The sequence below is a fragment of the Kitasatospora sp. NPDC050543 genome (assembly GCF_044457565.1).
Lineage (GTDB): Bacteria > Actinomycetota > Actinomycetes > Streptomycetales > Streptomycetaceae > Kitasatospora.
In genome coordinates this window covers 145,900-167,645 of the sequence record NZ_JBITGZ010000014.1, presented here as the reverse complement: position 1 = coordinate 167,645, position 21,746 = coordinate 145,900, and the positions used below count along the sequence as shown (strand labels likewise).

Annotated in this window: 12 protein-coding genes and 2 pseudogenes; 8 read left to right on the top strand and 6 right to left on the bottom strand. The window is 67.7% G+C overall.

Features of this window, described 5'->3' with window-relative positions; translation table 11 throughout:
• Positions 1–533: 533 nt before the first annotated feature.
• Positions 534–8,144, top strand: a complete 7,611-nt coding sequence (locus ACIBH3_RS19385; RefSeq protein WP_396313212.1) for a polymorphic toxin-type HINT domain-containing protein — start codon at positions 534–536, stop codon at positions 8,142–8,144.
• Entirely contained in the window at positions 8,144–8,686 is a 543-nt protein-coding gene (locus ACIBH3_RS19380) for a hypothetical protein (protein ID WP_396313211.1), read from the top strand. Before ACIBH3_RS19385 ends, ACIBH3_RS19380 begins: the two co-directional genes overlap by 1 nt.
• A 79-nt stretch (positions 8,687–8,765) precedes the next feature.
• Here ACIBH3_RS19380 and ACIBH3_RS19375 read toward each other — a convergent pair.
• The 4 genes and pseudogenes from ACIBH3_RS19375 to ACIBH3_RS19360 form a co-directional block, all read right to left on the bottom strand.
• Positions 8,766–9,989 (bottom strand): annotated as a pseudogene (locus ACIBH3_RS19375) (tyrosine-type recombinase/integrase); the annotation flags it as partial.
• A gap of 451 nt (positions 9,990–10,440) precedes the next feature.
• Positions 10,441–10,902: an FtsK/SpoIIIE domain-containing protein gene (locus tag ACIBH3_RS19370; protein ID WP_396313210.1), complete on the bottom strand. Its 462-nt coding sequence runs from the start codon at positions 10,900–10,902 to the stop codon at positions 10,441–10,443.
• Entirely contained in the window at positions 10,899–11,291 is a 393-nt protein-coding gene (locus ACIBH3_RS19365; protein WP_396313209.1) for a hypothetical protein, read from the bottom strand. Before ACIBH3_RS19365 ends, ACIBH3_RS19370 begins: the two co-directional genes overlap by 4 nt.
• 2 nt (positions 11,292–11,293) lie before the next feature.
• Complete coding sequence (locus ACIBH3_RS19360; RefSeq protein ID WP_396313208.1) at positions 11,294–11,623, bottom strand: hypothetical protein; 330 nt, start codon at positions 11,621–11,623, stop codon at positions 11,294–11,296.
• 203 nt (positions 11,624–11,826) lie between these two features.
• Between ACIBH3_RS19360 and ACIBH3_RS19355 the strand changes: the two genes are divergently transcribed.
• The 4 genes from ACIBH3_RS19355 to ACIBH3_RS19340 all read left to right on the top strand — a co-directional run bounded on the left by ACIBH3_RS19355 (position 11,827) and on the right by ACIBH3_RS19340 (position 16,242).
• Complete coding sequence (locus ACIBH3_RS19355; RefSeq protein ID WP_396313207.1) at positions 11,827–12,720, top strand: GntR family transcriptional regulator; 894 nt, start codon at positions 11,827–11,829, stop codon at positions 12,718–12,720.
• Between the two features lie 111 nt (positions 12,721–12,831).
• On the top strand, positions 12,832–14,058 hold the full coding sequence (locus ACIBH3_RS19350) for a helix-turn-helix domain-containing protein (protein ID WP_396313206.1): 1,227 nt from the start codon (positions 12,832–12,834) through the stop codon (positions 14,056–14,058).
• A gap of 179 nt (positions 14,059–14,237) precedes the next feature.
• Positions 14,238–14,573: a hypothetical protein gene (locus tag ACIBH3_RS19345; RefSeq protein WP_396313205.1), complete on the top strand. Its 336-nt coding sequence runs from the start codon at positions 14,238–14,240 to the stop codon at positions 14,571–14,573.
• 1,279 nt (positions 14,574–15,852) lie between these two features.
• Complete coding sequence (locus ACIBH3_RS19340) at positions 15,853–16,242, top strand: hypothetical protein (RefSeq protein WP_396313204.1); 390 nt, start codon at positions 15,853–15,855, stop codon at positions 16,240–16,242.
• 135 nt (positions 16,243–16,377) lie between these two features.
• On the opposite strand, the gene ACIBH3_RS19335 is transcribed toward ACIBH3_RS19340, so the two are convergent.
• On the bottom strand, positions 16,378–17,685 hold the full coding sequence (locus tag ACIBH3_RS19335) for a tyrosine-type recombinase/integrase (RefSeq protein ID WP_396313203.1): 1,308 nt from the start codon (positions 17,683–17,685) through the stop codon (positions 16,378–16,380).
• The gene (locus ACIBH3_RS19330; protein WP_396313202.1) at positions 17,685–17,909 is read right to left on the bottom strand and encodes a helix-turn-helix domain-containing protein; all 225 of its coding nucleotides are present in this window, start codon (positions 17,907–17,909) and stop codon (positions 17,685–17,687) included. Before ACIBH3_RS19330 ends, ACIBH3_RS19335 begins: the two co-directional genes overlap by 1 nt.
• 33 nt (positions 17,910–17,942) lie before the next feature.
• On the opposite strand from ACIBH3_RS19330, the pseudogene ACIBH3_RS19325 reads away from it, so the two are divergent.
• A pseudogene (locus ACIBH3_RS19325) lies at positions 17,943–18,702 on the top strand (transposase); the annotation flags it as partial.
• Positions 18,703–19,174: 472 nt separating this feature from the next.
• Positions 19,175–21,700, top strand: a complete 2,526-nt coding sequence (locus tag ACIBH3_RS19320) for a Tex family protein (protein ID WP_396313201.1) — start codon at positions 19,175–19,177, stop codon at positions 21,698–21,700.
• Positions 21,701–21,746: the final 46 nt, after the last annotated feature.

Genomic DNA, 21,746 nt, shown 5'->3' with positions numbered 1-21,746 from the left:
CCGCTCGACCTCCGCCCGGAGGTGTCTGCAAGGGCTGCGGGAGCGGCTAGCGAGAGGGACAGCGCGATGCCGACGCTTGCGGCGGTGAATCGCAGAGGTGAGTTCAGTCCTCGCTGCGTTCGTGGATGCTGCCGAGATGGACATTCAGGCATGACGGGGCCTCCCCCGGGAGTGATGACTGGTACAGGCACAGCCGGGTCTTCGCCGATGCGCACAGAACGAGCGCAACTTCTCCCGCAGATTGATGAAACGTCAAATCTGTTGTTCATAGGATGTCCTGGTTTGTAGTCAGGACCGCCGGTATGGGATGCCGGGTGAGATGGATCACGCTTCTCCGACGCAATTCTCGGATCGACACCTATGTAGACAGGTCCGTAGAGTCACCGCGATTTGATCCGTTGCTCCGTGCCTTGAGGCATGGGCGTGCCCATGGGGGGTTCGCGGTGTCTCTACGTCCTGCTCGTTCGGCTCGGTCGCATGATCGGGGGTATCCAGGGCTTTCCCGTGTGGCGTTCGTCAGTGCGCTCGTTACGGTGAGCACGTTGCTGGTGCCGGTCACGGCGCCCGCCTTCGCGTTGGCCCCGGACAAGAACAAGATCTGGTCGCCACCGAACACCGCGCTGCCGAAGACCGCCTCCGTGCCGGGGAGGAACGCCGCAGCGCGCACGGCCACCGGGCCGAGCAGCGGAACTCCTGATTGGGTGCCCCCGAAGGCTCCGAGCTCGCCGCCGAGCGGCTCCGCCGTGGTCAAGCTCCCCAAGCCACCGGCGTCCGGCACCACCCTGCCCGGCTCGGACAGCAACGGCTCGCCCGCGTCCGGGCCGGCGGTGCAGGCGGCGGCTCTCCCAGTCTGGCTCGCCTCGGTCGCGGGTGACGCGGCGAAGGCATCGAAGACCGAGGCCGGCGGCACTGTGGTCGCTGAGGCCTTTGCGACTCCCGCAACCCCCGTGGTCGCACCCGTGCGTGTTGAGGTGGCGGATCCCAGAACCGCCGCCAGCACGGGAGTCCAGGGAGCCGTGGTCTCTCTTACCCCCGCCGACAAGGGGGATGCGGTCAAGGTGCGATTGGGCCTGGACATCAAGGCGCTCGCGCCCGCCTTCGGCGGCGACTGGGCGCAGCGCGCCACTCTGGCATCTTTGCCGGCTTGTGCTCTGACGACGCCGGAGGCGGCGGGATGCCTTGAGCGCACGCCGGTGCCGTCGCACTATGACGCGAAGGCCAATCGCCTGGTCGCCGATGTCGATCTTCCTGCCTCTGGCCCTGCCGAGCCGTCCGGCCTGAAGTTGCAGTCACTGGCTGAGCCGAGCGGCAAGGCGCCCTCTTCGTCACCTGCGATGGTGCTGGCAGCAGAGGCGCCGGCGGCTGGTGGCGCGGGCACCTACAGCGCCACGCCGCTGCCGCCGAGCCAGGCATGGACGTCGGGTGGATCATCAGGATCGTTCACCTACAGCTACCCGGTGCAGTCGCCACCGACGCTCGGCGGGTCCGCGCCGCAGGTGAGCCTTGCGTACGACTCGGCGTCGGTTGACGGCAGGACGTCGTCGACGAACGCACAGGCATCGTGGATCGGTGACGGCTGGGACTCCGGCGCGGGCTTCGTGGAGCGTTCGTACAAGCCCTGTGCCAAGGCGGGCATCGCCGGCTCGGGTGACCAGTGCTGGGGCGGTGCGAACCTGACGATGTCGCTCGGCGGACACTCCGGCGAGCTTGTCCCGGACGACGCGTCGTGCGTGAACGGCACGGCGAAGGACGAGCAGTCGAAGTGCACCTGGCGGCTGAAGGGCGACGACGGCACGAAGGTCGAGTTCCTGACCGGTGCCACCAACGGCACCTGGAACGGCTCCTACCTCAAGGTGACGGACACCTCTGGCACGGTCTACTACTTCGGCCTGAACCACCTGCCGTCCGCGACGGGAACTGCGACCACCACGGGTCCTGACTCGGGCTCGGCGTGGACGGTTCCGGTGTACTCACCAAATGCGGCTGACCCGTGCTACGACAGTATCAAGGGCAACGGCTCGTGGTGCCAAAGCGCTTGGCGCTGGAACCTTGACTATGTCGTCGACACCCATGGCAACCTCACCACCTACACCTACACCCCCGAGACGAACTACTACGCTCGCGGCGGTGGCCAGAACAAGGGCTCCGGCACCAACACCGCCTACACCCGCGCGGGAGTGCTGGCCTCGATCGGCTACGGCCAGCGCCTCTCGGACCAACTCGGCGCCAACGGAACGTACAAGCCGGCTTCGAAGATCCTCTTCGACTCCGGCGAACGCTGCGTCACCAGTACCGCCGCCTGCGACCCCGCCCAGCGCACCACCGCCAATGCCGCGAACTGGCCGGACGCACCACTGGACAAGCAGTGCCAGCAGTCCGGCACCTGCTCGAACTACGGTCCCAGCTACTGGTCGACCAAGTGGCTGAACTCGATCAGCACCCAGATCCGCTCAGGCAACGGCTACCGCGACGTCGACACCTATGCCCTGAAGCATGTCTTCAAGCAGGTGTTCAACTCTTCGGAGAACACCCAGGTTCCCTGGCTCGCCTCGGTGCAGCGCACCGGCAAGGACAATGCCAATGGCCAGACGCCGGTCACGCTACCGGCGGTCACGTTCTCCGACATCCTGCTGCCGAACCGCGTGGATGGACTCGCGCCCGCCCGTCCGTCGTACTTCCGCCCTCGCATGGATGTGATCACCACCGAGACCGGCGGCACCATCGGGGTCGACTACTACAAGGACTCCTGCTCGCGTGACAACCACGTCATGCCGACCTCGGCTGACGACAACAAGCGCGCTTGCTTCAACGTGAAATGGTACGAGACCAACGCCGGGCCGACGGCGAACCCGGTGGATGACTGGTTCCTGCGCTACCCCGTCAAGAGCGTCACGGTCGACCCGCGGTCGGACCTCATCAAGGGCGCGCTGCCGCAGACCACCAGCTACACCTACGGCGACGCAGCCTGGCACCGCACCGACGGTCAGCTGGTGGACGCGAAGGACCGCACCTGGGACCAGTTCCGCGGTTTCGCGTCCGTGACGACGGTGTCCGGATCCGGCGCCGACGGTGCCCAGTCCCAGTCATCAACGACGTTCTACCAGGGCATGGACGGTGACATCACCGCTTCGGGAAGTGCCCGCTCGCGCCAGGTGTCCGGTCCGATGAGCGGACAGGTCACCGACTCCGACTGGCTCTCGGGTGGGGTCCTGGAGTCCGACACCTACGCCAAGGCCGGCGACACACGCCCGATCGCGTACTCCTTCAACACCAGCAGCGGACCTGTCACCACCGCTACGCACAAGCGAGGATCCGGTCTTCCGGACCTGCTCGCCCGCTACGCTTCCACGAGCGCCACGAGCGTTACCAAGGCATTGAAGGCCGATGGGAGCTGGCGTAGCACAGCGGCCGTGACCAACACCGACGCGTCCCATGGCAACCGCGTCGCCACGTCGCTGAGCACGGCCGACGGCACCCCGGACATCTGTGCCCGGACCTCGTACGCCACCGGCGGCAACCCACAGATGCTCATGCTGGCCGACGAGATTCTCACCGTTTCCGGGCCCCAGGCCTGCACCGCGACCCCCACCGAGGCGAACACCCTTTCCGGCAGCCGCCTGCTCTACGACGGGGCGGGTTTCGGCTCCGCACAGCAGTTCGGCGAGCCGACCGGAACTCAGGTCCTGGACCGGTACAACGGTGACGGGGCCATCTGGACCACTGTCGCTACCAGTGCGTTCGACGAGTACGGCCGCGCCAAGTCGGTGACCGACCCGACGGTTACGGACAGCGCGAACCCCAACGGGGCTGTCACCACAAGTAGCTACGGTGCGGCGAGCGCAGGGGAACTTCCCAACCAGACCTTGACCGGCACTCCGGCGCCGGCCGGCGCCCCGGATGCAGGCGGCCGACGTACCTCGACGGTGGCTCTCGACCCGGCCCGTGCTCTGCCGTTGACCAGTACCGATGCCAACGGGCGTACAGTAAGCCGGGCTTACGACTCCCTGGGACGCCTGACCTCCGTCTGGACGCCGGGCCGCAGTACCGCCGACAAGGCTTCGTACGCCTTCGCTTATGCCGTCAATGGCAGCAGCACTCCCTCGCACACCACTAGTTCGACGCTGAGGGCGGACAGCTCGTACGCGGTGACGACGCAGATCATGGACGGCCTCGGCCGGGTCGTGCAGACCCAATCGCACCCGGCCATCTCTGCATACCACGGCCGGATCGTCAGCGACGTCCTGTACGACTCGCAGGGCCGAGCTGCTTGGGTGAACAACCCGTACTACAACGACCTGACCGGACCGAGTACGACCCGCTTCGAACCGGACAGCCCCAAGGTCCCGAACCAGACATACACCATCTTCGACGGCCTGGGTCGGCCCACCGCCACGCAGTTCCGTGCCCTGGGCGTGGCACAGAGCTCGACGACGACTGCCTACCCGGGCGTCGACCGCACGGATGTCACTCCGCCCACCGGCGCGACCGCCACGAGCGCTGTCACCGACGCGCGCGGGCGCACCACCCAGCTGTGGCAGTACAAGACGCCTACCGCCACCGGCAACGGCAATGACGCCGACATCGCGAAGTACACCTACACGCCTGGCGGCCAGCGCTCGACTCTCGTGGACGCCGCCGGGAACACCTGGAGCTACGGTTACGACCAGCGTGGGCGCCAGGTCACCGCGAGCGACCCCGACACGGGTACCTCCACGCTCACATACGACAGCGCGGGGCGCCTCGCCTCCGCCACCGACGCGCGCGGCCAGAGCGTTGCCACGACCTACGACCTGCTGGGCCGAAAGACGGGGACCTACGGTGGCTCGGTCAGCCCGGCGAACCAGCTGACCGGCTACACGTACGACACCGTGGCCAAGGGCATGGCGGCCTCCTCAACCCGCTATGTGGGCGGAGCCGCAGGTGCCGCCTACACCAGCGCGATTGTCGACATCGACGCCGCCTACCGGCCGACCACCACCACGGCGACGATCCCCGGCAGCGAGATCGGGCAGACGGCCCCGTACACCTACACCCGTCGTGCGTACTACGACCCGAACACCGGTGCCAAGAAGGAGGACACGCTCCCCACGATCGGGGATGTGTACGCCGAGACCGTGGCGTACACCTATGAGACCTACGGACTGCTGTCGCTGTTCGGGAAGGCCGGTGGAGCCACCTACGATCTGCAGTCGGACTACGACGCGTACGGGCGCAACATCCGATCGACGATGAACCCGTACGGCACGCAGATCGTGACGACCAATACGTACGACGAGCCGACCGGCCGGCTGCTCACGCGGTACATCGACAAGCAGACCTCGACCACGGGCACGGTCCAGAACACGACCTACGCGTACAACCAGGCCGGGCAGATCACCGCGATCCGCACGATCCCCAACAACACGCCTTCCGCGACCGACCTGCAGTGCTTCAGCTACGACTACCTGGGCCGCCTGACCACGGCCTGGTCCGACACCGGCCGCCTCAACACGCTGCCCAACCCTGCTGTCGGCGGCCAGGGCACCTGCGCCAACTCCACTCCCACCAGTGGCGCCCAGGTGCCCGCCCGAACCACCGTGGGTGGCTACGCGCCTTACTGGCAGGACTACAGCTACGACCTGACGGGCAATCGCACCAGGTTCGTCCAACGCGACCCGGGCGGCGACTCGGCCAAGGACGTTGACGTCACGCAGTCGTTCCCCGCTGCCGGCACGAAGAACACGCCCACCACCTCCCCGAACACCGGGGGCGGCACCGGCGGTCCCCACGCACTGCTCAGCAGTAGGGAGGCGACCGGGTGGAACGCCAGCGACACCCAGTACGACGCCGCTGGTAACACCACCGAGATCAAGAATGCTGACGGCAACCGTGTCCTGGGCGCCGGCACTGTAATCCGGCCGGGCGAGAGCATCCGCTCCCACAGCGTCCAGCTCACCATGCAGCGCGACGGCAACCTCGTACTGTCCTCGCTGCGCAGCGGCCAGGTCGTGTGGTCGAGCAACACGGCCGGCCACGCGAACGCATGGGCAACTATGCAGGACGACGGCAACTTCGTTGTCTACGACAGCTCCAACAATGCACTTTGGGAGTCCCGCACCTGGGCCGGCGGCGGTAGCGGCTACTTCGCAGTCGTTCAGGACGATGGCAACTTCACCGTGTACGCGCCCGGGTGGCAGTCCCGCTGGTCGGCCAACACCTGGAACGCCGTCGACGCGGCCAATGGCGCCAGCTTCACGTGGGACGTCGAGGGCAAGGTCGCCACCCTTACCCAGGGCAGCGAGACCACCACCTTCGTCTACGACGCCGACGGCAACCAGCTGATCCGCCGCAACCCCGGCAAGACCACCATCAACCTCGACGGTGACGAACTCACCTACGACACCAACTCGAAGACCCTCACGGGAACTCGCTACTATCTCATTCCCGGCGGGACCACGCTTGTCCGCCAGGGTGCCGGAAAGCTGACCTATCAGCTCGCCGACCATCACGGCACCAGCACCCTCTCCATTGATGCCAACACCCTTACCGAGTCGCGCCGCCCCACCGACCCCTTCGGAGACCCCCGAGCCACCGATTCCAACCCCAACCCCTGGGCCGGTGACAAGGGCTACGTAGGCGGCCTCAAGGACGGCAGCACCGGATTCACCAACCTCGGTGCACGGCAGTACGACGCCGCCCACGGACGCTTCATCAGCCCTGACCCTGTTCTGGTTCCAACGGACTCGCAACAGTGGAACGCCTACGCCTACAGCAGCAACGACCCCGTCAACCTCAGTGACCCGAGCGGGCTCAGGCCCGACGGTACCTGCGGCGGCAATGCGCAGTGTCAGACCCCGGACGGACACCTCGTACAGGAGAACTGGGCTCCCCAGCATGGCGGCGACTGGTCTGTAGAGGTCAAGAAGAGTGACCAGGTGGTCCTGACAGGTGGGATCACCGTATCCGCAGCACCAAACTTCAAGAAGCTACAGGCAGATACAGACCGAAACCTGCGACTCCATCAGAAGTCTCACCATTTCGGTGAGAGTGCTGGGAGCGACTATCACGAGTATGTCGCTGCTGCGCTTAACGCGTGTCACTCCGACAAGGAGTGCTGGCACTCAAAGACCTACGACGAGCTCTGGGGAATGCTCTCCGAGTGGGAGATCAAGAACCTTCCGAAGATGATCATTGCCGAGGGTCTCTTCGGTACGGGGCAGGCAGGTGCGGCCGCTGCTGAGGCCAAGTTCGCCTCGAAGGGATCATCCAGTCCGAAGAAGACTGAGCAAGGCAATTCAGCCTCGATTGCAGAGCGCCCTGGCGGCGCATGTAACAGCTTTCCTCCCGGCACGCTGGTGCTCATGGCTGACGGCAGTGGCAAGCCGATAGAGGACGTGCGCGTCGGGGACCTCGTCGTAGCGACAGATCCAGAGGGTAGTGAGACGGCCGCCGAGACAGTCCAAGCGACAATCGTTACCCCAGATGACCGAAGCTTCACTGAGCTCACCCTGACGTACGTCAACGACGAGCGCAGCCCATCAGTCTCGCTCACCTCCACTCAACACCACCCATTCTGGGACGAGACCACGCAGCGATGGACCGATGCGTCTGATCTGCATGTGGGTGACGAACTTCGTTCACCCGAAGGTCACGTAGTGATCGTCAAGGCGATCCGAAGCTATGAGACACCCGCGCGGGAGGCTCGAAACCTCACCGTTGCCGAACTGCACACGTACTATGTACTCGCCGGAAATACGCCGGTGCTCGTGCATAACACCGGTCCGGGTTGTGGCCTGTTCCCCAATACAATGCCAGGAACTCTCGACAGGGAGCTCGCCCTGGCGGACAGGATGGGCGTTACGCCTTCTGGTGCTGGATCCGCTGGTTTTGATTCCGCAGTCAGTTCCGGGACGGTTAAATGGGCGGTTCGGGAGGACGGAAGCCTCGTGGTCATGCCGAAGTTCGTCAATGGTCAAGAGATTTCACACTCGGCTCTCACTCGAGGGGCTCCGGTTCGCGCGGCCGGTGAGGCTGATATTGCTGGCTCATCGGGAGACGGGTTCTTTGGGTTGGATATCAACAACCACAGTGGTCACTTCCTGCCATCGAGTGAGAGTCTGCAAATCGGCAGGGATGCATTTGCTGCGGCGGGAGTTCATTTCTGATGAACGAATTCGATAATCTGGCGTCGCTCGACCTGCGGTCGCTCTCTGAGATCCTGGCCACACACGCTCCGACGGTCCCTGAGCTGGGGCGCGGTCAGTGGCTTGGCGTCGTTGAGCTGATGACGATGCGCCTGACTGACGAGTGCGGCTCCTTGCCTGCGGAGTCCTGGGCTACCTGTTCGTTGGCGCTCTCGTACGCTCTCGAAGCTGCGGTGGCCTCGGGCTCTATCGATCAGCGTGAGAGCGTGATTCGCCGCCTGAATCTCTCTGTGGCCCTCCTGCAGCGGGTTCCGCTGAATGCTGAGGTTGACATCCTGAATCCGGGCCATCTAGTCGACCTTCTATTTCAAGAGATTCCGATGTCAGTCGAAGAGGCTCGGGATCTATCGGTCGATTGGCGCGCTCTCGACATTGCGCAGATTCGACTCCTGCGGGCTGTCAAGAATCTCGTTTCGCCTGCTCTGAGTCTCGCGAGACTGGTGCCCAGAGAGGTCGATGGGCGGTTGAAAGCATGGGAAGAGGTATTTCCTTCACTTCCGTGAGTAGCTAACCAAGAAGCCCCGCCAGAACGAATTCTGGCGGGGCTTCTTGGCGTCTTGACGGCAACGGTTGACGGCAACGTCAGCGGACGGGTGCTGCACAAAGCGGCGGATCGCCACTGTCGTCGGGTTCGGCGGTGCCGTCGTCTCCAGGGGCTCGGAGGACGTTGCTGAGGGTGTCGATGGCTTGGCGCTGGAGGCGGAGTCGGACGTGGGCGTACACCGTCGCGGTGACGCCGATGTGGGCGTGGCCGAGGAGTTCCTTGATGACGACGAGTTCGACGCCCTGTTCCAGGAGGAGGGTCGCCGCTGAGTGCCGGAGGTCGTGGAAGCGGATGCGGCGGAGCCTGGCCCGGCGGAGCAGTGCGGTGAAGTGCCGGGTGAGCGTGGCCCCTTCGATAGGGACTCCGTTGGGCCGAGTGAAGACGTAGCCGCTGTCCTTCCAGCACGCGCCCGCCGCCTCGCGCTCCTGGCGCTGCTGGTCGCGGTGCCGTGCGAGGGAGCGCAGGCATGGGGTGGGCAGGGCGATGCGCCGCTCCGAGCTCTGGGTTTTCGTCGGGAGGGCGGTCAGGCCGCCGGAGTTGGTGCGTTGGAGGGTGCGGCGGATGCTGGCGGTGCCGCTGGCCAGGTCGAGGTCTTCCCAGCGCAGGCCGAGGAGTTCGCCCTTGCGGAGCCCGGTGCGCAGGGCGAGTTCGAACAGTGCGTGCAGCCGGTGGCCGTGGGTGGCAGCGAGGAACGCGCGGGCTTCCTGGGCGGTGAGGGGTTCGAAGCGGCGGGGCCTCGGGGTGCCCATGCGGACGTTGCGGGCGACGTTGCGGGGGATCTCCTCCTCCCGGACGGCGTGCTCCAGGGCGGACTTGAGGACGGAGTGGACGTAGGCCAGCGTCAGCGGGGACAGCCGCTTGGAGCAGCACGTTCCGATGGCGCAGCACCGGGGCTGGTCGCGGGCGGTGTCGAGGCCGCGTGCGCAGCACTGGCAGGTGGTGCGGAGTTGGTCGAGCCAGGTGCGGACGTCCTTGGCGGTGAGCTTGGAGAGCTTCTTCCGGCCGAGGCCGGGGATGAGGTAGAGGCGGATGCAGGCGGTGTAGCGGGTGTGGGTGTTCTCGCGGAGGCGGTGGACGGCGACGGTCTCCAGCCAGTACGTCAGGTAGGCGCCGACGGTGCCCTGTGCGGAGGGTGCGGGGACGCCGCGGTTGCTGGTGGCGATCTTCTCGGTGAGTTTGGCGGTGGCTTCGGCGCGGGTGGTGCCGTAGACGCGTACGCGCTTGCGGGTGTTGCCGGGTGCGAGGACGTAGCCGGCGGCTTCCAGATCACGACTCTGGAGTCCGGCGTGGCACATCGCTTCGCTGATCTGCCAGCACGCTTCGGTGGGCAGGTAGACCGAGCGCATCCGCACGGGGGTGCGCATGTCGCCGATCGAGGCGATCGAGACGCCCTGTGGCATCTCACGGTCCGCCGCGCTGACCTCCAGCTCCCGGCCGTCCGGGTAGAGGTGGAGGAAGTCCTCGACGGTGTCGACCCGGTGGCAGATACGGGCTGACAGGTTGGTTCGCATCGCCGTGGACAGCACGTCAGCCGAGGGCTTCTGCGTGATCAGCCAGAGGCGGATCCCGAACTTGGCGCCCTGGCTGGCGATCGCCAGCAGCTGGGCCTCGAACCGTTCGCGGGCCTTGCGGTCGGCGTGCCGGGTGTAGTTGGCGACCTCGTCGATCACCACCACCAAGAGCGGCAGCTCCTCGCTGAAGGTGGTGATCCGGTCAGTGCGGGCGGACCAGAACAGCTTCTCGCGGCGGTCCATCCTCCCGGACCCAGGCGAGGACGTCTGACGCCTCGTCGGGATGGACCGAGGCCGAGACCTTGTGGGCCGTGCGCCACCAGGGGGCGGCTGCCGCGAGGTTGGGGTCGATGACGATCAGCTGCACGTCCCGCATCAGCGAGGAGTAGGCGAGGAGCGTGTTGACGGTGATCGACTTGCCAGACCGTGTGACCCCGGCGATGAGGCCGTGCGCGCTCTTGGCGAGGTTGAGGCGGATGCGCTGACCGTCCTCGTCCCAGCCGAACAGGACATCGTCGGCCGTGGTGAGCGAGCCGGGTTCGACCGCGAGTGAGCCGTCGGCCCGGAACAGCGGCGAGGGCATCAGGGTGTCGAGTGGTTCGCGGCGGAACCCGCGCGCGGTGATCTGGCCGGGCTTGGGCTGGGTGACCTTGACGCGGGTCATGCCCCAGCCGTTGCGCAGGTCGTCGGCGGCGTCCTGCCAGGCGTCGAGGCCGACGCGGGGCAGGGTGGTGGCGGTGACGGTGACGCCGAACTCGTCGGCCTTGGTGGTGATCCGGGGGTGCGGATCTTCGGCTTGACCGCCTTTCCGTCGGTGTTCAGGTGCTCCAGGCCGGTCGGGGTGGAGTCCTTGGCGGCGAGTTCGGCCATCGGCGCGAGGCGCTTCCAGGTGCGTCGGATGCGGCGTGCCTGGCCGAGGCTGATCCGGGTCTCGGTGTCGGCTCGGAGCCAGCGCACCGAGACGAAGACCATCCGCCCCAGCAGGAGGGCCGTGGCCGGGACGATCAGCCAGAGCAGGGTGTCGGGCGATATGTACGGAGTGGTCGTCAGCATGGTCAGGCCGCCTTCGCGGTGATGGCGGAGGCACGGAAGGCGATGCCGTGTCGGGCCTGGCCGTTGAAGTTGTTCTCCCACGGGGTGGCGACGAGGCCAGTGAAGGCGACGAGTGCGCCGGGCTTGGTGCCCTTCGCGAGGCCGGTCTCGGGGACGGTGACGGAGATCATCTCGGCGCGGCCGTCGAGGACGAACATCACGTCCGCGACGAGCAGCTTGGCGCCGGTCTCCTTGTCGACGGCGATCTCGCCGGTCTGGAAGTCCTTCACCTTGTCGCGGACGACGCCGAGCATCGCGGTGGCGGCGGTGGTGTCGACGGGGATGTTGCGCATGTGTTCCTCCCGGAACGGGTGGGGTTCGTGTGGCCGCTGGTGCGATCACGTGCCGGAACGTTAGCACACTCCATCCGACCCCATCCAAGCCCATCCCTATCCGGGTGGTTTCCACCCCATCCATGGGCTCGTTAGGCTGGTGACCACGGATGCGGTTGGCCCCGCTCCAGCCCTTCGAACCGCCGACCGACCGAGGTGGACCCGTGTCCCAGCCCGATGGCCTTCGCCTGACCTTCGAGCGCATCGCCGACGACCTGAAGCAGCAGATCAGGGACAACGCCCTGCGGCCCGGACAGCTGCTGCCCTCGCAGAGCCAGCTCATGAAGACGTACAAGGCGTCGAGCCTGACGGTGCAGAAGGCAATGGCCCTGCTGCGGGAACAGGGTTGGGCGGTCTCGAAGCCCGGTAAGGGCACCTTCGTCAGCCAGACCGTCGACCTGGAGCGCGCCTACCAGACGATCGGCGCAGACCTGGAGCGCCAGATCCGCGCCGGCGACCTCGCACCCGGGACCAAACTGCCCTCACGCGAAAGCCTCGCCGAGCAGTACGGAGCACCCGTCACGGCGGTCGATGCGGCCATCCGCAAACTCCTCGACGAGCGGTGGCTTGCCCGCGACGAGTCCGGCAGCACGCCGGAGGTCTTCGTGCAGAGTGCGGACGACCCGACGATGGCATCCCGGCTCGCCTACGAGCAGTTGGCGAAGAAGATCGCCGACGGGACGCTCCAGGAGGGGACCGAGCTCACCGATCAGCAGGTCGCCGACATGCTCGGCATCGACGAGCAGGCCGCACACCACGCGCTCGTCCTCCTGCTCGTCGAGGGCAAGGGCACGCGTATCCGTCGCGGCGTCCCCACCGAGGCGGGCGGGATGAGGGTCGTGGAGGCCGTGGCCGTCGGCCAGCTTCCGGCGGTCCCGGGTGCGCTGGAGACTTACAGCGGCCCGTCTCCGGAGGAGCTGATGACGCGCCAGCGCATGCAGCACCTGGCCGACGTCCTGGAGGATGCGCTGGAGCAGATCGAGGAGATGCGCGAGCGCATCGAAGCCCTGGAGGCCGGCGCCAAGCCGAAGAAGACCACCGCGCGGAAGCCCATCTGAACCCAGCAAGCGGGATCACCCGGTCGGATACGGTCGCCCGCTGTTCACACCGGGGTCTTGGCGGGCGGCGTACCGTTGGCGGGGAACGAAGTCGCAGGTGCGGGGGTGGCCATGGCGGAGAGCATCGGGGACCGGATCGGGCGGTTGCGCCGACGCCGGGGCATGACGCAGGAGCAGCTCGCGGAGGCGTCCGGGGTGTCGGTGGCGACCATCCGGAAGCTGGAGCGCAACGACCGCGAGAGCGCCCGGATGGGTACGTTGCGCCAGCTCGCCCAGGCGTTGGGCGTGAAGACGACGGATCTGATGCAGACCGGCCCGATCGAAGCTCCGGTTGCCCCGGAGGTTGACCCGGCCGGGATTCTGGCGATCCGTCGGGTGATCACACCCGCCCGGGGCCTGGGCCGGGTGGCCCATGCTGATGACGTTCACGATGCCCCGACCATCGCCGGGGTCCGCGCGTCGGTGCGGGAAGGTAACCGCCTCTACCAGGGTGACGACTACGCGGCCACGCTCGGAGCTCTGCCGAGCGTGCTGACCGAGGCTGCCCAAGTCGCCGAACTGGCAGAAGGAGAAGCTCGGTTGGCGGCACTGGAAGTACAGGCCCAGGCCTACCAGTTGGCGGGCTCCACGCTGATCCACCTGCGGCATGACGATCTCGCGTACCAGGCGCTGAACCGGGCCATCGACCTGGCCGAACGGAGCGGCAACCAGGTCCTTGGGGCGTCCGCGGTGGTCTCGCTGTGCTGGCTGCTGCTTCGCCAGCGCCGCTTCGACGAGGCCGAAGACGTGGCCGTCGCCACGGCAGACGCCATCGAGCCGTCCTTCCGGCACTCCACCGCCAGCCACCTCGGAACCTGGGGCTGGCTGCTGCTGCGAGGATCGGCGGCGGCCGTGCGCAACAACCGCACTCCGGAGGCGTCCGAGATGATCCGGCAGGCCAAGGCCGCCGCCGTCCTGGTCGGCCGGGACGTGATCGACTACCACGAGTACTGGACGACCTTCGGCCCCAACACGGTGGCCATGAAGGAGGTCGAGAACGCCATGGTCCTACGCGAGTACGGCAAGGCCCTCCAGCTCTCCGGACAGGTCACCGCACCCGCACGCTCCACCTCCAACAACCGCAACCGCCACCTGCTCGACCTCGCCGCCGCCCACACCGAACAGCGCGACTACGCGCCGGCCACCGACATCCTGATGGGCATCAAACAGGCCGCCCCCGAATGGCTGCGCTACCAGCGATATGCCCGCGACATCGCCACCACCCTCGTCACCCGCCGCAAGCGCGGCCTGTCCCCACAGCTCGTCGAACTCGCCGACTTCCTCGCCGTCGAACTCTGACCACCCCGGCAGAGACACCACGTATCAGATCCACACCGGGCGGCAGGCGAACTGACCCCGCACGTTCCTGGGCCACCCGATGCCGACGCCCGACGATCTCAGTAACCGCACGAATGGCACGGACCGACACAGCATCACCAACGGTCCCGCGCCGAGCCGAACTGAGATGGGACGAAGAGATGACCAAGCCCGCGCAGCCCACCGCCGTCGTCTACCTTTGCACCGCCAAGGACGAGCCCGTCGTCACCCGGCAGGCGATGTGCGAGCGGATCGCCCGCGAGTCGGGCCTGCACCTCGCGGGCGTGATCCACGACGACGAAGGCGCCACCGAACCCGACCAGCGCCGAGGACTCACCTACGCGCTTCAGATGCTCCTGGACGGCGACGCCGACACCATCATCGTCCCCACCGGCGAGATGCTCTCCGTCCTGCCCGACGAGAAGGCCCGAGTCAGCCGGTCCGTCAGGAAGGCAGGCGGCCGGATCATCGTGGCCAGCGAGGTGAGGGCCCGATAACTCAGCCCGGCTTCGTCTTCGCACAAGGCTGCCGCCTCGGGGCGTAGGGAGCGGGTCTCTCGGCCATCGGCTGTGCCACAGTCCAGCTCGGACATGGCCAGTCCAGTGAACACCGCTGGTGGGCTTGCCAGTTCAGCAGCCCAGCAAGACGCGACCCCGGTGGTGGAGTGCGTCGAAACTTTCCTTACGGGTTCAAGGCGGCCCGCTTACGCGGGCCGCGCGCGCCCGCAGGCCGAGCCGCCCCGCGCTTCCCGTCTACGCCTCACCGCGCGACGGCCCGGCCACCTGCGCGCGCAAAAGCAGAGTGTGCCGGACAGGGGCCGATGATCGCCTGGCGGCAGGCCAACGACGGGGCCAGCCAGGGGAGGCGGGATCGGCCAGCATCCGAGCCGCGTCTCCGGGTTGGCGCTGACCGGGAGGGCCGACGGGCTCGCCGTCGGCAGGGTGGCCCAACGCTGACGCACCATGGCGGGGCTCGGCACTCGGGCGCGGGGCGGGCGGCGAAGCGTGCTCTACCCACCTACCCGGTCCGGGGCCCGCGTCGGGCAAGGCCAGGGGGCCACTCGGGCCAATTGCGGGCAGGCCCAAAGCCTGCCCGAGATCGCGGCCAAGCTTACGGCCCCCTGGCCATGCCCGACCCCAATCCGGGCAGGACACCGGTCAAAGCCCGCTCCACCGCCCTTTCACTTCCCCCCGCCAAAAAAGCCCCAGTGGTGTAGACCTCTGACGGCAACGCTGACGGCAACGGGCCCGGACAACAACGCACTTCCACGCACGTTGACGGACCGGTAGATTGCCGCTCGCCTGCGAAAACGCAGTCAGGGAGGGGGCGCCTATCACACGTACTATGTACTCGCTGGCACCACGCCAATTCTCGTTCACAATAGTGATTGTGGGCCGCCGCTGTCAGGGGTCGGCGACAAGCAGTTCGGCAAGAAGTGGGGAAAGCATTCGAAGGACTACGACCTTAACCCCGGCGATCCTGCAGCGCGCGAATGGTTCGAGAATCGAATTCACGAGGTGCGTGGGTCGCATGACGAGGTCCGACAGGGTCCGTATAATCCCGAGAACGGTGGCGCCAATGACTACTGGTTCTACCGCAAGGACGATGACCTGTTGATCACTAAGGGAGATGGATCGTTCGTCACAATGTTCCCGCTCGGCCAGCGTGGGAACGGATGGTGGGACGGGGCGACTCCACGCCAATGCAATTGCTAGTGAGGACATGCCAGGCTGGGGTGGTCAACATGGAACATGTAGCGGACACGGGAGTAGTAGCGTGAGTTCTCGACCTGAAGGGGTAGATCCCCTGGTCATCGGCGGCCTCAGGGCTCGCGAGGTCTTTGAGGTTATCGACACTGAGGGCGCGGTTGAAGCCCTTCAGATTGTGTTCCCGGACAGCTCGTCCGTAGTATTCACGGTCTGGACCGACTGGTCGCTGCTGGTTGATAAGAGGTCAGTCCATGGGATTCCGGACTACCTGTGGCCAGAGGGTGAATATACTCAGCGGTCGGTCGGGTTTGATATCCCGGAAAATGGGCTGGAGATTCGCTCTGTGACTCCAATGGTCGATGAGGTCGGAGCTCTCATGGGCGCCGATATCGCAGTTGATGAACATCTCATCTCGGTGAGATCGGTCGGCGGCGAGTTTGCGCTGTCGATTCAGTAGAATCGGGAACTCGCATTCAGGCTTTAAGGTGACTTAAGGCTTCCTTGGCTGCCAATTCGGCCATGAAGACGCCCTCCTGGAAATGGTTCCAGGAGGGCGTCTTTGGTGCTTTGACGGCAGTAGTTGACGGCAACGTCAGCGGACGGGTGCTGCACAAACTGGCGGTTCGTCGCCGTCGTCGGGCCGGGCGGCGGGCTCGACGGGGTCGCGGAGGGCGTTGCCGAGGAGATCGATGGCGTCGCGCTGGAGGCGGAGCCGGACGTGGGCGTACACGGTGGCGGTGACGCCGATGTGGGCGTGGCCGAGGAGTTCCTTGATGACGACGAGTTCGACGCCCTGTTCTAGGAGCAGAGTGGCCGCCGAGTGTCGGAGGTCGTGGAACCGAATGCGGCGGAGCCCGGCCCGGCGGATCAGGGCAGTGAAGTGCCGCGTGAGTGTTGCTCCCTCGATCGGAGCGCCGTTGGGCCGGGTGAAGACGTAGCCGCTGTCCTTCCAGCCCGCGCCCGCCGTTTCGCGTTCCTGGCGCTGCCGGTCGCGGTGCTGTTCGAGTGAGTGCAGACACGGCGTGGGCAGGGCGATGCGCCGCTCGGAGCTCTGGGTCTTGGTCGGCAGGGCGGTCAGGCCGCCGGAGTTGGTGCGCTGGAGGGTGCGGCGGATTCTGGCGGTTCCGCCGGCCAGGTCGAGGTCTTCCCAGCGCAGGCCGAGGAGTTCGCCCTTGCGGAGCTCGGTGCGCAGGGCGAGTTCGAACAGCGCGTGCAGCCGGTGGCCGTGGGTGGCGGCGAGGAATGCGCGGGCCTCCTGGGTGGTGAGGGGTTCGAAGCGGCGGGGCCTCGGGGTGCCCATGCGGACGTTGCGGGCGACGTTGCGGGGGATCTCCTCTTCGCGGACGGCGTGCTCCAGGGCGGACTTGAGTACGGAGTGAACGTAGGCGAGCGTGAGCGGGGAGAGGCGTTTGGAGCAGCACTTCCCGATCGCGCAGCAGTGAGGCTGCTGGCGGGCGGTGTCGAGGCCGCGTGCGCAGCACTGGCAGGTGGTGCGGAGTTGGTCGAGCCAGGTGCGGACGTCCTTGGCGGTGAGCTTGGAGAGCTTCTTCCGTCCCAGGCCGGGGATGAGGTAGAGGCGGACGCAGGCGGTGTAGCGGGTGTGGGTGTTCTCGCGGAGCCGGTGGACGGCGACGGTCTCCAGCCAGTACGTGAGGAACGCGGCGACGCTGCCCTGCGCGGAGGGGGCGGGGACGCCGCGGTTGCTGGTGGCGACCTTCTCGGTGAGCTTGGCCAACGCCTCCTTGCGGGTGGTGCCGTAGACGCGGACGCGCTGGCGGGTGTCACCGACGGCCAGCACGTATCCGGCGGCTTCCCAGCGTCCGTCCTTGCGCTGGTAGACGGTGCCGTCCCCGTTGGCGCGGCTGCGGCGAGAGGCGGGGGTGTCGCGGGGTGTGGTCATCAGGCGGCTTCCTGTTCGAGGCGGGTGCGGATGAAGTCGGCGAGGGCGTGAGTCGGGATGCGGCGGGAGCGGCCGAGGGTGATCGAGCCGAGCTGTCGGGTGCGGAGCAGGTCGTAGACGGCTGAGCGGCCGAGTTGGAGGCAGGCTATGACCTGGGGGACTGTCAGCAGTTCGGCTCTGGCCTGTAATCGGCGGTAACCAAGGGTGACTGGCCTCGTTGGCATGGTGTGCGAGATGTCAGCGAGCTTGTAGGTACGGTGTTTTCGGGGCTGTCGCCACTGGTGATCGAGGAGGTGCTCGACGAGGGCGAGGTGATCCGGGTGTTGGCCCGAACCCAGGACGTTTCGGTGCCCTGCCCGGTCTGCGGAGCGCCGACGGACCGGGTGCACGGCTTCCACCATCGGACGGTGGCGGACGTGCCGGCGGACGGGCGGCGAGTGCTTGTGGCAGTACGCGTCCGCCGCCTAACCTGCCCAGTGCTGGGCTGCAAGCGGCAGACGTTCCGCGAGCAGGTTCCCGGAGTCGTGGCACGCTATCAGCGCCGCACCGACCGCCTGACGGACCACGCGCAGGGCGACACCGCCACGACGCGTCCCGCGCGTGCTCGGCATCGACGACTTCGCCCTCAAGCGCCGGCACCGCTACGCCACCGTGATCATCGACGCCGAGACCGGCGAGCGGATCGACGTCCTGCCCGATCGCACCGCCCAGACGCTGGTCGCGTGGCTGCGCGAGCACCCCGGGGCCGAGTACGTCTGCCGGGACGGCTCCGGCTCCTACGGCGAGGCGATCCGCCAGGCCCTCCCCGAAGCGGTGCAGGTCAGCGACCGATGGCACCTGTGGTCCAACCTGTGCGGCAAGATCCTGGCCGAGGTCCGCTCCCACGCCGTCTGCTGGGCTACCGCCGTAAACCCCGCCCGGCCCGGAGGCATCCGCGAACAGACCACCCGCGAGCGCTGGCAGCACGTCCACAATCTCGTGGTGCGCTCTCTCCGGGAAGCCGGATATCGAATCGACGAGCAGGTGGCCGGGCTCTACCGGAACGTCTACGGGCTGTCCGTTCAGCCGGTGGACCATCCGGATGCCAGGTTCATGAATCCTGACCCGGTTCAATTCTCGGCAGGCTGGGGGCCCGACACTGAGAAGAAGCGCTGCGGCTTGAGTCTCTCTTCGGAGAGGAGTGCTCACCGCTCTGCCGATGGCTGAGCAACGCGCACATCTACATCTCCAGGTCGGGGCACGTCTACTCCTGGTTCGACCGTCTGGTCTGGGAGATCGGAACGGACGCGTGCGGTGTGTGTGCATGCCGAATCGGGCCGCGCCCCCTGGCCGGCGCTGTAACACCGGACTCAGCTGATCCTGGACGACCGCCGGGGTCACCCCTCACCCGCCCGCCCGCCGGCCTCGCCGGCGGGCGGGTGTTCTCGTTACCCGGCGCGACGCCCCCGGGGTTGGGGGGAGCGGGGTGGTGGGGTGGGGAGCTGCCAGAATGCTGGGGGTAGGCGGGGAGTACCGCTTGGCAACTCTGGAGAAGGTGACCGGCTTCGTGAGCACGGCAGTCGAACAGGCGGCCCAGCGGGCAGTAGAGCGCAAGATCGCTGAAGAGCTGGGCGTCCGGGACGGGCAGGTGAAGGCGGCCGTCGACCTGCTCGACGGCGGTGCGACGGTGCCGTTCATCGCGCGCTACCGCAAGGAGGCCACCGGGGAGCTCGACGACGCGCAGCTGCGCGCGCTGGAGGAACGGCTGCGCTACCTGCGGGAGCTGGAGGAGCGGCGGGCGGCCGTCCTGGAGTCGGTCGAGGCGCAGGGCAAGCTGGACGACGCGCTGCGGGCGCAGATCCTGGGCGCCGACTCCAAGGCGCGGCTGGAGGACATCTACCTGCCGTTCAAGCCCAAGCGGCGGACGAAGGCGCAGATCGCGAGGGAGGCCGGGCTGGAGCCGCTGGCGCAGGCGCTGCTGGCCGACCCCGGTCTGGATCCGCAGGCGACGGCCGCCGGGTACCTGAACGAGGCGGTGGCGGATCAGGCCGCCGCGCTGGAGGGGGCCCGCGCGATCCTGGTGGAGCGGTTCGCCGAGGATGCGGACCTGATCGGCACGCTGCGCGAGCGGATGTGGACGCGCGGCCGGCTGGTGGCGACCGTACGGGCGGGCAAGGAGCAGGACGGCGCCAAGTTCTCGGACTACTTCGACTTCGCCGAGCCGTACACCAGGCTGCCCTCGCACCGGATCCTCGCGATGCTGCGCGGGGAGAAGGAGGAGATCCTCGACCTGGAGCTCTCTCCGGAGGACGGCGAGGCGGCCGGAGACCTCCCCGGTCCCGGTGACTACGAGCAGCGGATCGCCGCGCGCTTCGGGATCGCCGATCACGGGCGCCCGGGCGACAGGTGGCTCGGGGACACCGTCCGCTGGGCGTGGCGGACCCGCATCCTGGTGCGGCTGGGCATCGACCTGCGGACGCGGCTGCGCCAGGAGGCCGAGGACGAGGCCGTCCGGGTCTTCGCGGCGAACCTGCGCGACCTGCTGCTGGCCGCGCCGGCCGGCACCCGCGCCACGATGGGGCTGGACCCGGGCTTCCGTACGGGCGTGAAGGTGGCGGTCGTGGACGCGACGGGCAAGGTGCTCGCGCACGACACCATCTACCCGCACCAGCCCGCCAACAAGTGGGACGCCGCGCTCGCGACCCTCGCCGCGCTCGCCAGGGCGCACGGCGTCGACCTGATCGCGATCGGCAACGGCACGGCCTCGCGCGAGACGGACAAGCTGGCCGAGGACCTGGTCAAGCGTCACCCGGAGCTGAAGCTGACGAAGGCGATGGTGTCGGAGGCCGGTGCGTCCGTCTACTCGGCTTCGGCGTTCGCCTCGCAGGAGCTGCCGGAGCTCAACGTCTCGATCCGTGGCGCGGTCTCCATCGCGCGCCGGCTCCAGGACCCGCTGGCCGAGCTGGTGAAGATCGACCCCAAGTCGATCGGTGTCGGGCAGTACCAGCACGACCTGAGCGAGGTGAAGCTGTCGCGTTCGCTGGACGCGGTGGTGGAGGACTGCGTCAACGCCGTCGGCGTGGACGTGAACACCGCCTCGGCGCCGCTGCTGACCCGGGTGTCCGGCATCACCGGCACGCTCGCCGACAACATCGTCGCCCACCGGGACGCCAACGGGCCGTTCCGCACCCGCCGGGCGCTCAAGGACGTCGCGCGGCTCGGCCCGAAGGCGTTCGAGCAGTGCGCGGGCTTCCTGCGGATCCCCGGCGGCGACGACCCGCTGGACGCCTCCAGCGTGCACCCCGAGGCATACCCCGTGGTGCGGCGCATCCTGGCCGCCACCGGCGGGGACCTGCGCGGACTGATCGGCAACGGCGCCGCGCTGCGGGCGCTGCGGCCCGGCGACTTCGCGGACGAGACCTTCGGCATCCCGACCGTCACCGACATCCTCGGAGAGCTGGACAAGCCGGGCCGTGACCCGCGTCCGGCCTTCAAGACCGCCACCTTCAAGGAGGGCGTCGACAAGATCGGCGACCTGGAGGTCGGCATGGTGCTGGAGGGCGTGGTGACGAACGTCGCCGCGTTCGGGGCCTTCGTCGACGTGGGTGTGCACCAGGACGGCCTGGTCCACGTCTCCGCGCTGTCGAAGAACTTCGTCAAGGACCCGCGTGAGGTGGTCAAGCCCGGCGACATCGTGCGGGTCCGGGTCACCACGGTGGACGTGCCGCGCAAGCGGATCGGGCTGACGCTGCGCCTGGACGACGAGGTCGGCGCTGGCCGGCCGGCCGGCGGTGGCGGCGGTGAACGGCGTGGCCAGGGTGGTGGCGAGCGCGGTGGTGACCGCGGTGGCGACCGCGGGGCCCGTCCGCCGCGCCAGGACCGGCGCGGCTCGGGCGGCGGCGGTGGCGGCAGCGCCCCCGCCCCGGTCGGCAACAGCGCGATGGCCGACGCGCTGCGCCGCGCGGGCCTGGCCGGCGGCGGGGCCGCCGGCTCCGGCTCCGGTTCGGGCTCGGGTGGCAGGTCCGGGCGCCGCTGAGCGATCACCCGGGGTGTGAGCCCGAGGATCGGGTGAGCCGACGGAA

What these genes read in the sequence shown, in the direction of transcription:
- ACIBH3_RS19380 (WP_396313211.1), top strand. Translation starts at nt 8,144, where the DNA reads ATGAACGAATTCGATAATCTGGCGTCGCTCGACCTGCGGTCGCTCTCT.
- ACIBH3_RS19370 (WP_396313210.1), bottom strand. Translation starts at nt 10,902, where the DNA reads ATGACCCGCGTCAAGGTCACCCAGCCCAAGCCCGGCCAGATCACCGCG.
- ACIBH3_RS19365 (WP_396313209.1), bottom strand. Translation starts at nt 11,291, where the DNA reads ATGCTGACGACCACTCCGTACATATCGCCCGACACCCTGCTCTGGCTG.
- ACIBH3_RS19360 (WP_396313208.1), bottom strand. Translation starts at nt 11,623, where the DNA reads ATGCGCAACATCCCCGTCGACACCACCGCCGCCACCGCGATGCTCGGC.
- ACIBH3_RS19350 (WP_396313206.1), top strand. Translation starts at nt 12,832, where the DNA reads ATGGCGGAGAGCATCGGGGACCGGATCGGGCGGTTGCGCCGACGCCGG.
- ACIBH3_RS19345 (WP_396313205.1), top strand. Translation starts at nt 14,238, where the DNA reads ATGACCAAGCCCGCGCAGCCCACCGCCGTCGTCTACCTTTGCACCGCC.
- ACIBH3_RS19335 (WP_396313203.1), bottom strand. Translation starts at nt 17,685, where the DNA reads ATGACCACACCCCGCGACACCCCCGCCTCTCGCCGCAGCCGCGCCAAC.
- ACIBH3_RS19330 (WP_396313202.1), bottom strand. Translation starts at nt 17,909, where the DNA reads ATGCCAACGAGGCCAGTCACCCTTGGTTACCGCCGATTACAGGCCAGA.
- ACIBH3_RS19320 (WP_396313201.1), top strand. Translation starts at nt 19,175, where the DNA reads ATGCTGGGGGTAGGCGGGGAGTACCGCTTGGCAACTCTGGAGAAGGTG.